14 protein-coding genes are annotated in these 11,917 nt (G+C 67.1%); 8 read left to right on the top strand and 6 right to left on the bottom strand.

Annotated elements, in window-relative coordinates; translation table 11 throughout:
* The 3 genes from VGB60_RS02330 to queF all read right to left on the bottom strand — a co-directional run.
* Nucleotides 1–491: phytoene desaturase family protein (locus VGB60_RS02330; RefSeq protein WP_331036671.1), on the bottom strand; the 491-nt coding region annotated here is incomplete at its 3' end.
* A 25-nt stretch (nucleotides 492–516) separates the two neighbouring features.
* Nucleotides 517–1,374 (bottom strand): DUF817 domain-containing protein, encoded by an 858-nt coding sequence (locus VGB60_RS02335; protein WP_331036672.1) that lies wholly within the window; start codon nucleotides 1,372–1,374, stop codon nucleotides 517–519.
* Nucleotides 1,375–1,460: 86 nt separating this feature from the next.
* Nucleotides 1,461–1,922, bottom strand: coding sequence for a preQ(1) synthase (gene queF, locus VGB60_RS02340; protein WP_331036673.1), 462 nt, complete (start codon nucleotides 1,920–1,922; stop codon nucleotides 1,461–1,463).
* A 217-nt stretch (nucleotides 1,923–2,139) separates the two neighbouring features.
* Here queF and VGB60_RS02345 point away from each other — a divergent pair, with 217 nt between their 5' ends.
* The 7 genes from VGB60_RS02345 to VGB60_RS02375 all read left to right on the top strand — a co-directional run bounded on the left by VGB60_RS02345 (nucleotide 2,140) and on the right by VGB60_RS02375 (nucleotide 6,038).
* Nucleotides 2,140–3,066, top strand: coding sequence for a nitronate monooxygenase family protein (locus VGB60_RS02345; protein ID WP_331036674.1), 927 nt, complete (start codon nucleotides 2,140–2,142; stop codon nucleotides 3,064–3,066).
* A 36-nt stretch (nucleotides 3,067–3,102) separates the two neighbouring features.
* On the top strand, nucleotides 3,103–3,825 hold the full coding sequence (locus VGB60_RS02350; protein WP_331036675.1) for a TorF family putative porin: 723 nt from the start codon (nucleotides 3,103–3,105) through the stop codon (nucleotides 3,823–3,825).
* A gap of 36 nt (nucleotides 3,826–3,861) precedes the next feature.
* On the top strand, nucleotides 3,862–4,077 hold the full coding sequence (locus tag VGB60_RS02355; protein ID WP_331036676.1) for a hypothetical protein: 216 nt from the start codon (nucleotides 3,862–3,864) through the stop codon (nucleotides 4,075–4,077).
* A 163-nt stretch (nucleotides 4,078–4,240) separates the two neighbouring features.
* Entirely contained in the window at nucleotides 4,241–4,453 is a 213-nt protein-coding gene (locus tag VGB60_RS02360; RefSeq protein ID WP_168049003.1) for a cold-shock protein, read from the top strand.
* A 215-nt stretch (nucleotides 4,454–4,668) separates the two neighbouring features.
* Nucleotides 4,669–5,268: a fasciclin domain-containing protein gene (locus VGB60_RS02365; protein ID WP_331036677.1), complete on the top strand. Its 600-nt coding sequence runs from the start codon at nucleotides 4,669–4,671 to the stop codon at nucleotides 5,266–5,268.
* 224 nt (nucleotides 5,269–5,492) lie between these two features.
* The gene (locus VGB60_RS02370) at nucleotides 5,493–5,705 is read left to right on the top strand and encodes a cold-shock protein (protein WP_331036678.1); all 213 of its coding nucleotides are present in this window, start codon (nucleotides 5,493–5,495) and stop codon (nucleotides 5,703–5,705) included.
* A 72-nt stretch (nucleotides 5,706–5,777) separates the two neighbouring features.
* Complete coding sequence (locus tag VGB60_RS02375) at nucleotides 5,778–6,038, top strand: hypothetical protein (protein WP_331036679.1); 261 nt, start codon at nucleotides 5,778–5,780, stop codon at nucleotides 6,036–6,038.
* Between the two features lie 9 nt (nucleotides 6,039–6,047).
* On the opposite strand, the gene VGB60_RS02380 is transcribed toward VGB60_RS02375, so the two are convergent.
* From VGB60_RS02380 to VGB60_RS02390, 3 genes are all read right to left on the bottom strand, one after another.
* Complete coding sequence (locus tag VGB60_RS02380; RefSeq protein WP_331036680.1) at nucleotides 6,048–7,211, bottom strand: cystathionine gamma-synthase; 1,164 nt, start codon at nucleotides 7,209–7,211, stop codon at nucleotides 6,048–6,050.
* Nucleotides 7,208–7,909, bottom strand: a complete 702-nt coding sequence (locus tag VGB60_RS02385; RefSeq protein WP_331036681.1) for a dienelactone hydrolase family protein — start codon at nucleotides 7,907–7,909, stop codon at nucleotides 7,208–7,210. The genes VGB60_RS02380 and VGB60_RS02385 overlap by 4 nt, the downstream gene beginning before the upstream one ends.
* Nucleotides 7,910–8,012: 103 nt before the next feature.
* A complete protein-coding gene (locus VGB60_RS02390; protein ID WP_331036682.1) occupies nucleotides 8,013–9,416 on the bottom strand; it encodes a cystathionine beta-synthase in 1,404 nt (467 codons plus the stop codon).
* Between the two features lie 110 nt (nucleotides 9,417–9,526).
* On the opposite strand from VGB60_RS02390, the gene rnr reads away from it, so the two are divergent.
* Nucleotides 9,527–11,860 (top strand): ribonuclease R, encoded by a 2,334-nt coding sequence (gene rnr, locus VGB60_RS02395; RefSeq protein WP_331036683.1) that lies wholly within the window; start codon nucleotides 9,527–9,529, stop codon nucleotides 11,858–11,860.
* Nucleotides 11,861–11,917 lie beyond the last annotated feature (57 nt).

Here is an 11,917-nt window from a genome sequence, read left to right on the forward strand (position 1 = left end):
AGCGACGCCCCCTTCAGCAGCTCGGGCAGCATGGCGGTCCAGCCGCCCTGGGCCATATTGGGCGGCGCCCTCAGGATCCAGTCGCGCAGCACCGAGGCGACGACTTCCAGCCTGCGTTCGTACTCCGGCAGCCGCTCCGCGTCGCGCTTCGAGAACTTGGCCACCTCCGCCTGCGTCCGTCCCTCTCCGGCGAGCAGGTAGCGACCGTCATCCAGCGGCAGGAAGTTGGCTGCCTTGCGCTCGACCACCCGCAGGCCGTGGCGGGCCAGCTCCATGTCCGCAATGATCTTCGGGTTCAGCAGGCTGACGGTGTAGCTGGCCGTCGAGTTGCGGAAGCCCGGGTGGAATTCCTCCGTCACCGCGGCGCCACCGACCACGTGCCGCCGCTCCAGCACCGTCACCTTCAGACCGGCCTTCGCCAGATAGAAGGCGCAGACCAATCCGTTGTGGCCCCCGCCGAGGATGACGACGTCGCGGTCCACGGTGGTCATGCGGCGCAGATCTCCCCCATCGAGATTATCGCGGCTCTTCCTCCGGTCGGTGAACCAGCGACACCAGCACGATAGAGATGATCATCAGCAGGAACCAGCTTCCCAGCTTCTCCAGCCCCACCATCTCCCAGCCGTTCGCCTGGCCAGGATAGGTCCATGCCCGGCCGAAGGTGGCCAGGTTCTCGGCGAGCCAGATGAACACCGCGACGAGGAAGAAGCCCAGAAGCAGCGGCATCGACCGGCGCTTGCGATCGGTCGTGAACCAGAACCAGCCGCGTCCGAAGATGAGCGCCGTCGCCGCGAAGAGCGCCAGCCTCACATCCGGCAGCCAGTGGTGGGCGAAGAAGTTGACGTAGATCGCCGCCGCCAGAAGCCATGTCGACCAGAGCGGCGGATAGCGCCGAATGCGGACGTGGAAGATGCGCTGGACGCGGGCGATGTAGCTGCCGACGGCCGCATACATGAAGCCGGAGAACAAGGGCACGGCCCCGATGCGCAGCACGCTGTCCTCCGGGTAGATCCACGAACCATGAGCTGTCTTGAACAGCTCCATCACCGTCCCCGCGATGTGGAACAGCAGGATGACTCGGGCCTCCTCCCAGCTCTCCAGCTTCAGCGCCAGCATGGCCGCCTGGATGAGCAGGGCCCCAACCACGAGAAAGTCGTAGCGCGACACCGGCGCGGCCTCGGGCCAGAACAGGAAGGTGCCGAGGATCAGCGCCAGCATGGCGCCGCCGAACAGGCAGGCCCAGCCCTGCTTCAGCCCAAACCACAGGAATTCGAAGGCGTAGCCCCGCAGCGGCGAGCGGTCCGCCCAGCTCTGTGCCTCCGTTAGGAGTCCGCGACCCCAGACCTCGAGCGGCAGACGGTTCGTCTCTGTCATGGCCCGACGCTAACGAAGGGTCTGGCGGATGGCATGAGCATGTTGTGAGCAATCGCCGCGCCGGCGGTTTTTCCTCAGCGCGGCCGTCACCCCCGTCCGCGGTAGGTCGGCACCCCCTGATCCGGCAGCCACAGGCCTTCGGGAGCCGCTCCGGTCTGCCAGAAGACGTCGATCGGGATGCCCCCGCGCGGGTACCAGTAGCCGCCGATGCGCAGCCACTTCGGCTGCAGCAGGTCGGCGATCTTCTTGCCGATGGCGACGGTGCAGTCCTCGTGGAAGGCGCCGTGGTTGCGGAAGCTGGTCAGATACAGCTTCAGAGACTTGGACTCGACCAGCCAGTCGCCTGGCGCATAATCGATAACGATGTGGGCGAAGTCAGGCTGGCCCGTCACCGGGCACAGGCTGGTGAACTCCGGCGCGGTGAAGCGGGTCAGGTACAGGGTCCCGGCGTGGGGATTGGGGACGCGCTCCAGCTCGGCCGTCTCCGGCGACGTGGGCTGAACGCTGTGCTGGCCCAGCTGGTGCAGGCCCGAGGTGTCGGTGGTCATGGGAGCCCATGTAGCGGCTCAGGGCGGTGGCGTCATCGGGGTGGCTGGTGATTGGTGGTTGGTGATTGTTGCATGTCGAGCGGCGGGAGGGCTCCGCAGGCCGTTCACCACATGATCGGCGGCCACCCACCAGCCACCAATCACCAGCCACCTCTTCCATTTGCCTTCCCCCGCGACAGGCGGTTATCCGTAGCGAAAGACAACGGGGACGATCGCCATGACCATTCCGGCTTCGCTGCAAAAGGGTCTGACGCTGCCGGTCATCGCCGCGCCGATGTTCCTCGTCTCGGGACCCGATCTCGTCGTTGAGTGCTGCAACGCCGGCGTGATCGGCACCTTCCCGTCCCTGAACCAGCGCACCACAGAGGGCTATCGGGACTGGGTCCGGGAGATCAAGGGACGGCTGACGCCCGAGGCCGCCGCCTTCGGGGTCAACCACATCGTCCACCCGACCAACCCGCGGCTGATGGCGGACATGATGGTGTCGGTCGAGGAGCAGGTCCCGCTGATCATCACCTCGCTGGGCGCCGTGCGCGACGTCGTGGACGCGGTGCACGGCTATGGCGGGGTGGTCTTCCACGACATCGCCAACGTGCGGCACGCCCGCAAGGCGGCGCAGGCGGGGGTGGACGGCCTCATCCTCGTGGCCAACGGCGCGGGCGGGCACGCCGGCGTGGTCAATCCGTTCGCCCTGGTGGCGGAGGTCCGGACCTTCTTCGAGGGGACCATCATCCTGTCCGGCTGCCTGTCGACGGGCTCGGACGTCGCGGCCGCGACCATGATGGGCGCGGACTTCGCCTATATGGGGACCCGCTTCATCTCGACGTCGGAGTCGACGGCCCAAGGCGAGTACAAGCAGATGATCGTCGACGCGGGCGCAAGCGACATCACCTACACGCCGGCCGTATCCGGCATCCCTGCCAACTTCCTGACCCCCTCGCTGATCGCGAACGGCATCGACCCCAAGTCCCTGCCCGAGCACAAGTTGGACATGGGCGAGGAGGCGCGGGCGTGGAAAACGGTCTGGTCCGCCGGTCAGGGCGCGGGCGCGGTCCACGACATCCTGCCCGCCGCGCAGCTGATTGGTCGGCTCAAGGACGAATATTCGCAAGCCTGTGACGAATTCGACAAGAAGCGGTTCTAGACCCGCGCTGTCCATTCGTCCCGAAGGCTGATTCCCATGCTCCGCATCCTGACGACCGCCGCCGCCTCGGCCGCTCTGCTGGCCGCCGCCGGCTCCGTCTCGGCCCAGGAGGCTCCGGCCCCCACACCCGCTGCAGCGTCCTCGGGGGAATGGTCGTTCGCCCTCGGCGCCGCCACCGACAACCGGTCCAAGGAAGCCTCGAAGTCCGACGGCGACCCTTACGTCTGGGGACAGACCGAGTGGGCGAGTGCGTCCGGCCTGTTCTACGGCGGCGCAGGCTTCGAGACGATCAAGAGTTCGACTGGTTCGGAACTGGAGCTGGAGGCCGGGGTCGGCTTCACGCCCGAGGTCGCCGGCTTCGATCTGGACCTGAACGCGACCTACAAGCAGCAAATCGACGCCGACCCTGGCGCGGACGACAACGCCTGGGAGTTCACCGCCGACTTCGCGCGTTCGATCGGGCCCGCCAGCGGCCGCCTGCGCCTGCAACACTCGCCCGACGGCACGGGGTCGACGCGCGCCTGGACCTGGTACGAGGCCCGCGTCGGCTGGGAGTTCACCCCGAAGCTGGAGGCGACCGCCTCCATCGGCCGCCGGGAGCAGGACAACAGCATCGATTACACCGGCTGGAACGCCGGCTTCACCTACGCCCTGACCGACAACCTCGATGCCGAGCTGCGCTATCACGCCACCGACGCGGACGTGCCGGGCGAGCAGTATGCCGATGCGCTGGTCGCCGGAATCAGCATCGCCTTCTGACCTTCGCTTTTCCCGCCAAGCTCCCTATGTTGGGTCATGAGCACAACACATCGCCCCACCACCCTCGAACGCGCCTATGAACTGGCGCGCGGAGGCGGCTGCCGCACCGTCGGCGACATCAAGACGGCCCTGCAGAGCGAGGGCTTCGAGCGCATTCAGGACTCGCTGTACGGCCCGAGCCTGACCGCGGCCCTGCGCAAGCTGTGTCAGGACAACTATATCGCGGAGCCCGCTGGCGAGGCGGCGGAATAGCGTCGGCTTGATTTCGCCACGCCGACAGTCCACAAGCGAACCGTCGATCTCTTTCTGCGAAACGCCACCCTCTGCTTTCGCACCGAGGTCCAGCCGCTCCTTTTAGACCCGACAGGCCTCCAGGGGCTCTTCCCTGAGGCCAACGCCAAACGGAGGTCTAAACATGGCTACCGGCACTGTGAAATGGTTCAACGGCACCAAGGGCTACGGCTTCATCCAGCCTGACGACGGCGGCAAGGACGTTTTCGTCCACATCTCGGCCGTCGAACAGGCGGGCCTGCGCGGCCTCGATGAAAACCAGAAGGTTTCCTACGAAATCGAGCGCGACAAGCGTTCGGGCAAGGAATCCGCTGGTCAGCTGAAGACCGAGGGCTGAGTTCAGGCGCCGGTCTCCGGCGCGTGACTTTTCCGGCGGCGGCGGGAGCGAGAGCTTCCGCCGCCGTTTTCGTGTCCGGCTCGCGAACGCCGTGGTTTGCTCGCGGATGCGTCCCGTGACGCGTAGCCGCAGTTCGGCCCTTGCGCGCATCCGCCACGGCGCCGCTTTCGTCTCTCCGCCCGCGCCGCACAGACGGCCGCTCAGGAGAGACACCCATGACCTTCAACCCAATTCGCACCGCCGTTCTCGCCACTCTGGCCGCCGGCAGCCTGACCGCCGCCGCCTGCGCTCCCATGGATGACATGGGCGGAATGGTCGCCGCGGACACTTCCGCCACCGTGATGGTGGGCGGCGCCGCCATGTACCCGAACCGCACCATCGTCGAGAACGCCGTCAACTCTCGCGACCACACCACCCTGGTAGCCGCCGTGACCGCCGCGGGTCTGGTCCCGACGCTGAGCGGCCCCGGGCCCTTCACAGTCTTCGCCCCGACCAACGGCGCCTTCGCCAAGCTGCCGGCCGGGACCGTCGACAGCCTCGTCCAACCGGCGAACAAGGCCACGCTGACCAAGATTCTCACCTACCATGTCGTCTCCGGCCGGGTGAGCGCGCAGGATCTGATCGGACGCATCCGCGCCGGCGGCGGTCGCGCGGCCCTGACGACCGTCGAAGGCGGGGTGCTGACCGCATCCCTGCGTGGCAATGCCGTTATTCTGACTGACGAGAAGGGCGGCGTCGCGACCGTGACCCAGGCCGATGTGTTCCAGTCCAACGGCGTGATCCACGTCACGGATACCGTGTCGATGCCTGACTGACGACGGTCGGCGGAGGCCCTCTGCATGGCCTCCGCCACCACCCCCCGGAATCACCGGCCTTGCCTTTCCAGCCCGAAAGGCCCATTTGCGGTGTCGTCGATCTCACTGCGAAACGCTGCTGCCCCTTTGCATCGCGCACCGAGGTCCAAAGCCGATCCCATTCAGACCCGACAGGCCGACCCGGAACCTCTTCCGGCGGTCAACTGCTAGCGGAGGTCCTGAAAATGGCTACCGGCACTGTTAAATGGTACAATTCCACCAAGGGTTACGGCTTCATCGCGCCTGATGACGGCGGCAAGGACGTGTTCGTTCACGCCTCGGCGGTCGAAGTTTCGGACCTGGGCTCGCTGAACGAGAACCAGAAGATCTCCTACGAGGTCGAACGCGACTCGCGCTCGGGCAAGGAATCGGCCGGTCGCCTGAAGGCCGCCGAATAGTTTCCGACTGACGGAAGGGCCGGCCGCCGATCCGGCGCCGGCCCGACCACCGTACCCTTTCAGGAGACTGCCATGACCCCCCTCGCCGACATGATCCCCACCATGAGCGACCCCGACCTCAAGGCCCTGCGCGCCAACGCCGCTCGCCTGTCGGACTCCGGCTCCACCGTTCAGATGAACACGGCGGCCGAAATCATTCCGCTGATCGACGGCGAGCTGGCCCGACGCGCCGCCGCGCCGTCGACGCTGGTCAAGAAGCCCCGCGCGCCCGCCAAGAAGAAGGCCCTGCCCGCCACCGGCCACCAGACCGCCCTGCCCAGCAAGGCGGCCTGAGTTCCTGGATCAGGCCAGCGCCTGATCCAGATCCGCAATCAGGTCCTCGACCTCCTCAACGCCTACTGACAGCCGGATCAGGCTGTCCGTCACCCCCCCGGCCTCGCGTAGCTCCTTCGGCACCGAGGCGTGGGTCATGATAGCCGGGTGATTGACCAGGCTTTCGACGCCGCCCAGCGACTCCGCCAGCGTGAAGACCTGCACCCGCTCCAGCACTTGCCGGGTGCGGGCCAGGTCGCCGTCGATGACGGCCGTGACCATGCCGCCGAACCGGCCGTTCATCTGGCGCGCCGCGAGGTCATGCTGCGGATGGCTGATCAGGCCCGGATAGATCACCTTTGCGATCCCCTTCCGCTCTTCCAGCCAACGCGCCACAGCGAGCGCGTTCTCGTTGTGCGCCTTCATGCGGAGCCCCAGCGTCTTCAGGCCCCGATTGGCGAGGAAGGCGTCGAACGGCCCCATGACGCCCCCGATCGAATTCTGCAGAAACTTGATATCCTTCGCCAGTTCGGGACTAGCCGTGACCAGCGCGCCGCCGATGATGTCCGAGTGGCCGTTCAGGTATTTGGTCGCCGAATGCATCACGATGTCGGCGCCCAGGGCCAGCGGCTGCTGGCTCCAGGGCGTGGCGAAGGTGTTGTCGACGATCAGCATCAGCCCGTGCGCCTTGGCGATGCGCGACAGTCCCTCGATGTCGGCCAGCTTCATCAGCGGATTGGTCGGGGTCTCGGCCCAGATCAGCTTCGTCTTCGGCGTGATCGCCGCTTCCACCGCGGCCAGGTCGCTGAGGTCGACATAGGCGAAGTCCAGGCCCATCGAGCGGCGTCTCACCCGTTCGAACAGACGCCACGATCCGCCGTAAAGGTCGTCGCCGGTGACGATGTGCGCTCCCGCGTCGAGCAGCTCAAGCGCCGTCGAGGTGGCCGCCATCCCTGACGCGAAGCCGAAGCCGTGCGTGCCGCCCTCGAGGTCCGCCAGGCAGGCCTCGAACGCCTCACGCGTCGGGTTCTTGCCCCGCGCGTACTCGTAGCCCTTGTTCACCCCGGGGCTTTCCTGGGCGTAGGTCGAGGTGGCGTAGATCGGCGTCATGACCGCGCCTGTCGTCGGGTCGGGCCGCTGGCCTGCGTGGATGGCGCGGGTCGAGAAGCCCTGGCTGTTCTTGAGCGAACTCATGCGTTGTCCTGACTGGGGCGGCCGATATTGCCGCCGTAAAACGCGGCCGAGAGCTGGAAGATCTCCAGCCATTTCGCCGCGGTGAAGAGATGGTTGGAGTCCCGGAGAACTTCCACCCTGACGTTGATGTCGTAGTTTCTCAGAAACGATATCCACGTCGCCGTGTGTCGTGGCAGCACATGAGTGTCCCCGTCCGCCCGGATCATCAGCACCGGGATCCGGCGACGCGGTACGCGCGGCGGATAGACGTCCACCCCGCCCGCCAGAGCGATGGCCGCCGCCGCCCGGCTGTTGCCCAAGGCCCCGTCGACCGCGACGTACGAGCCCAGCGAATAACCGAACATGGCTGTCCGTCGCCGATCGATACCCCGGTCGATGAACCAGTTGATGGCGTGTTGGCCCACGTCGCGCCAAGCCTCCATCATACGCGGGGGCCGAATGCCGTCGTCTGGCCAGGCGTCGGTGAAGAGCGGCGTCAGAACCTCGTAGCCGTCGCGGGCGAACCGCATCGCGAGATGGTGCCAGGGTCCCCGGTTCATGATCCGTCCGCTCGAGCCGTGCATCATGACGATGGCAGCACCGCGACCCCGCTCCGCGGGACGGTAATGGATGGCGCGGATGGCCTTGCCGTGACTGTCGAAGGTCAGGCCCTCATAAACCGGTTCAGGGGTTTGCGCCCGGATCGAGGACGGCGCCATCGACGCCAGCGCTCCTCCAATCACGGCCCGGCGCCTCACCCACGGGCCCGCTCCGCCGATCAAGCCACGCGCAGCTCGGGGGAACAGCGGGCCGCCCATGGCCCTACCGGTTCAGGCTCAGGTGATTGATCAAATCCGTTCGCGTGATCAGGCCCACGAACTGCTCCCCGTCGAGGACGATGGCGACCCGGTCGCGGTCAAAGAGGGGTATCAGCGCATCGAGGCTCTCGCCGACTTGCACCGTGTCCAGATCCCGCGTCATCACCGAGCCGACCGGCTTCTTGAACCGCTCCTGCCGGGTGATCTCGTCGGTGTTCATGACATGGACGATGTCGCTCTCGTCGAGGATGCCCACCAGCCGGCCGTCCTGGATGATCGGCAGTTGCGAGACATCCGCCCCGCGCATGCGCTTGAAAGCCGTGTCCAGCGTGTCGTCGGGGCCGGCGGTGACGACGTCGCCCTTCTCGTATTTCCGCGATATCAGGTCCGACAGGTCATGGTGCAGCGGCTGGTCGCCGAGGCCTTGATCGGCCAGCCAGGCGTCGTTGTAGACCTTGGACAGGTATTTGGCGCCGGTGTCGCAGACGAAGGTCACGACCCGCTTCGCCTCCGTCTGCTCGCGGCACCATCGCAGGGCGGAGGCGATCAGAGTGCCGGAAGACGAGCCGGCCAGCACGCCTTCCTTCAGCAGCAGCTCGCGCACCGTCGCGATCGCCTCGGCGTCGGGGATCGAATAGGCCTTGTCGATCAGAGTGATGTCGGCGGTGTCGGGCACGAAATTCTGGCCGATGCCCTCGACGGTGTAGCTGCCCTCCGGTCCCGGTACGCCCTCGTTGACGATGCCCGCCAGCGTGGAGCCCACCGGATCGGCGAGGATGATCTCGGCGTCGGATCCAACGCTCTTCAGGAACCGCCCGATGCCGGTGATGGTGCCGCCCGAGCCGATCCCCGCCACGAAGGCGTCGATGTCGTGATCCATCTGCTCCCAAATCTCCGGCCCGGTGGTCTGGAAATGGGCCAGGGAATTGGCGTCGTTGGCGAATTGGTTGACGTAGAAGCCGCCCGGAATCTGCTGCGCCAGACGCTCCGCCATGTCGGTGTAGTATTCCGGATGGCCGTGCGGGACGTCCGAGCGTGTCAGGCGAACATCGGCCCCCATGGCCCTGAGATGCTGGATCTTCTCCTTGGACATCTTGTCCGGGATGACCAGAAGAACCTTATAGCCCTTGGCCTGACCCACGAGCGTCAGCGCCAGACCCGTATTGCCGGCGGTGGCCTCGACGATGGTGCCGCCGGGCTTCAGAAACCCCTCCGCCTCCGCCGCGGCGATCATCGACAGGGCGATGCGGTCCTTGATCGACCCGCCCGGGTTCTGCGCCTCCAGCTTAAGGAACAGGCGGCACGGACCGGTGTCGATCTTCGTCACCTCCACCATCGGCGTGCGGCCGATCAGGTCCAGCAGGGATCCGGTCGGTCCGGACAAAACGGGCGTGGCGGCCAGCGACATTCACAAACTCCAGGGGCTAGGGCCGGAAGCTAGGCGCGCCCCGCAACAACGACAAGACGCGCACGTTTTCGCCTCTGACAGAGGACGGACCTGCGGTATCAAGGTTTCAAATGACAAAATCTCCCCGCCGGCCCGCCGCCGGTCTCCCCGACAAGGACACGCTCCTCGCCTTCCTCCGCGATGCAGGATCGGCTGAAAAGACCGACATCGCCCGCCACTTCGGACTGAAGGGCGGCGACCGCCGCGCCCTGCGCGAAATGATCCGCGAGCTTGAGGCCGAGGGCAAACTCGGCAAGCGCGGGCGCAAGGGCTTCTCCGAGGCCGGCGCCCTGCCCCCCGTCGGCGTGGCCGACGTGGTCGAACGCGACGTGGACGGCGAGTTCTACGTCCGGCTGGTCGAGGCCTCGCCGGACGCGCCCATGGCCGTGCTGGTCCCCGACAACACCGGCAAGATGGGCGCCGCGCCCGGTCTGGGCGCGCGCGTGCTCGCCAAGTTTTCACGCGGCGAGAACGGCTGGGAAGCGCGGCTGATCAAGGTGCTGGACACCGACACCAACCGTGTTCTCGGCGTCATCCGCAAGTCCAACAAGGAGGTCCGGGTCGAGCCCGTCGATCGCAAGTCGAAGGAGGTCCTGATCGTCCCCCACGCCCAGGCCGAGGGTCTGCGCGACGGCGATCTGGTGCTCGCCGCCATCGAAAAGGGCGAGCAGCGCTATGGGCCCAAGCGCGGCAAGATCCTCGAGACGATCGGCCGCGAGGACGATCCCCGCGCCGCCTCGCTGATCGCCATCGCGGCCCACAACGTGCCGATGGGCTTCTCCGAGGCCGTGGAGCGCGAGGCCGGCGACCAGGAACTGCCGTCGCTGAAGGGCCGCGAGGACCTGCGCGACCTGCCGCTGATCACCATCGACCCCGCCGACGCGCGCGACCATGACGACGCCGTCTTCGCCCAGCGCGACGAGGATCCGAAGAACGAGGGCGGCTGGATCGTCTGGGTCGCCATCGCCGACGTCGCCGCCTACGTCCGGCCCGGTTCAGCGCTGGACCGGGAGGCGCGCGAGAAGGGCAACTCGACCTATTTCCCCGACCGCGTCGAGCCGATGCTGCCGGAGGTGCTGTCCAACGGCTTGTGCAGCCTGAAGCACGGTGAGAACCGCGCGTGCCTCGCCGTTCGGATGGTCTTCGACAAGGACGGACGCAAGATCGGGCACAAGTTCGTGCGCGGCCTCATGCGCTCCCACGCCAGCCTCAGCTACGAACAGGCCCAGGCGGCCATCGACGGGGTCGAGGGCGGCGGCGGGACCGACGACGTCACCGGCCCGATCATGGAGGCCATCCTCTATCCGCTGTGGAACGCCTACCGGACCATGCTGAAGGGCCGTCTGAAGCGGAGTCCGCTGGCGATCGAGAGCCCCGAACGCCGCATCCGCATGACTCCCGACGGCCAGATCGCCTCCATCGAACCCCGCGTCAGCCTCGAGGCTCACCGGCTGATCGAGGAGATGATGATCCAGGCCAACGTCTGCGCAGCCGAAACGCTGGAGCAGAAGCGCACGCCCCTGCTCTATCGCGTCCATGACGCGCCGAGTCAGGAGAAGCTGTTCAACCTCGGCGACTTCCTCCAGACGATCGGCAAGCCGTGGACAAAGGGCGAGCCGGCGACCACGAAGCGGTTCAACAAGCTGCTCGACGAGACCCGCGACAGCGAACACGCCGAGGTCGTCAACGAGGTAGTCCTGCGCACTCAGATGCAGGCCATCTATTCGGCCGAAAACGTCGGCCATTTTGGCCTCAACCTCGACCGCTACGCCCACTTCACCTCGCCGATCCGGCGCTATTCCGACCTGATCGTCCACCGCGGTCTGATCCGGGCGCTGGGTTTGGGCAAGGACGGGCTGACCGAGCGCGAGGTGTCCGAGCTGCCGGCGATCGCCGAACAGGTGACCATGACCGAGCGCCGTTCCATGGCGGCCGAGCGCGCCGCCATGGACCGCTACATGGCCGCCTTCCTGCAGGAGCGGGTCGGCGCCAGCTTCCCGGGCCGGATCACCGGCGTGACCCGCTTCGGCCTGTTCGTTCGTCTGACGGAGACCGGGGCGGACGGGCTCGTGCCCGTCTCCTCGCTGGGCGGCGAGTATTTCCACCACGACGACCGCTCCCACGCCCTCGTCGGCGAACGCACGGGCCAGCGCTGGAGGCTGGGCCGGACCGTGGAGGTCAAGCTGATGGAGGCGACGCCCGTCACCGGCGGTCTGGTGTTCGGGATGCTGTCCGATCCGGCGCCCCGGGATCCCAATGCGCCGGCGCCGCGACTGGGCGTACGCGGCCGCGGCGGCGGGGACTTTCCCAAACGCGGCGCCACCCGCCCGGGCGGGCCCAAGCCGCCGAAGGGCGGCCGCCCGTCCGGTGGCCTGAAGGGAGTCCGCAAGGGCAAGCGGCGGTGATGCAGCCGTTCGACGGCGATCAGGACGTCCTCGACGCCCCGCCGGTCGGCGGCGGCC

Origin of the sequence: Brevundimonas sp. (assembly GCF_036399195.1) — a bacterium.
Lineage (GTDB): Bacteria > Pseudomonadota > Alphaproteobacteria > Caulobacterales > Caulobacteraceae > Brevundimonas.

Coding starts and splice junctions, on each gene's coding strand:
- VGB60_RS02350 (WP_331036675.1), top strand. CDS start 3,103: ATGCTCCGCATCCTGACGACCGCCGCCGCCTCGGCCGCTCTGCTGGCC.
- VGB60_RS02335 (WP_331036672.1), bottom strand. CDS start 1,374: ATGACAGAGACGAACCGTCTGCCGCTCGAGGTCTGGGGTCGCGGACTC.
- VGB60_RS02360 (WP_168049003.1), top strand. CDS start 4,241: ATGGCTACCGGCACTGTGAAATGGTTCAACGGCACCAAGGGCTACGGC.
- VGB60_RS02370 (WP_331036678.1), top strand. CDS start 5,493: ATGGCTACCGGCACTGTTAAATGGTACAATTCCACCAAGGGTTACGGC.
- VGB60_RS02365 (WP_331036677.1), top strand. CDS start 4,669: ATGACCTTCAACCCAATTCGCACCGCCGTTCTCGCCACTCTGGCCGCC.
- VGB60_RS02385 (WP_331036681.1), bottom strand. CDS start 7,909: ATGGCGCCGTCCTCGATCCGGGCGCAAACCCCTGAACCGGTTTATGAG.
- VGB60_RS02375 (WP_331036679.1), top strand. CDS start 5,778: ATGACCCCCCTCGCCGACATGATCCCCACCATGAGCGACCCCGACCTC.
- VGB60_RS02390 (WP_331036682.1), bottom strand. CDS start 9,416: ATGTCGCTGGCCGCCACGCCCGTTTTGTCCGGACCGACCGGATCCCTG.
- rnr (WP_331036683.1), top strand. CDS start 9,527: ATGACAAAATCTCCCCGCCGGCCCGCCGCCGGTCTCCCCGACAAGGAC.
- VGB60_RS02380 (WP_331036680.1), bottom strand. CDS start 7,211: ATGAGTTCGCTCAAGAACAGCCAGGGCTTCTCGACCCGCGCCATCCAC.
- queF (WP_331036673.1), bottom strand. CDS start 1,922: ATGACCACCGACACCTCGGGCCTGCACCAGCTGGGCCAGCACAGCGTT.
- VGB60_RS02355 (WP_331036676.1), top strand. CDS start 3,862: ATGAGCACAACACATCGCCCCACCACCCTCGAACGCGCCTATGAACTG.
- VGB60_RS02345 (WP_331036674.1), top strand. CDS start 2,140: ATGACCATTCCGGCTTCGCTGCAAAAGGGTCTGACGCTGCCGGTCATC.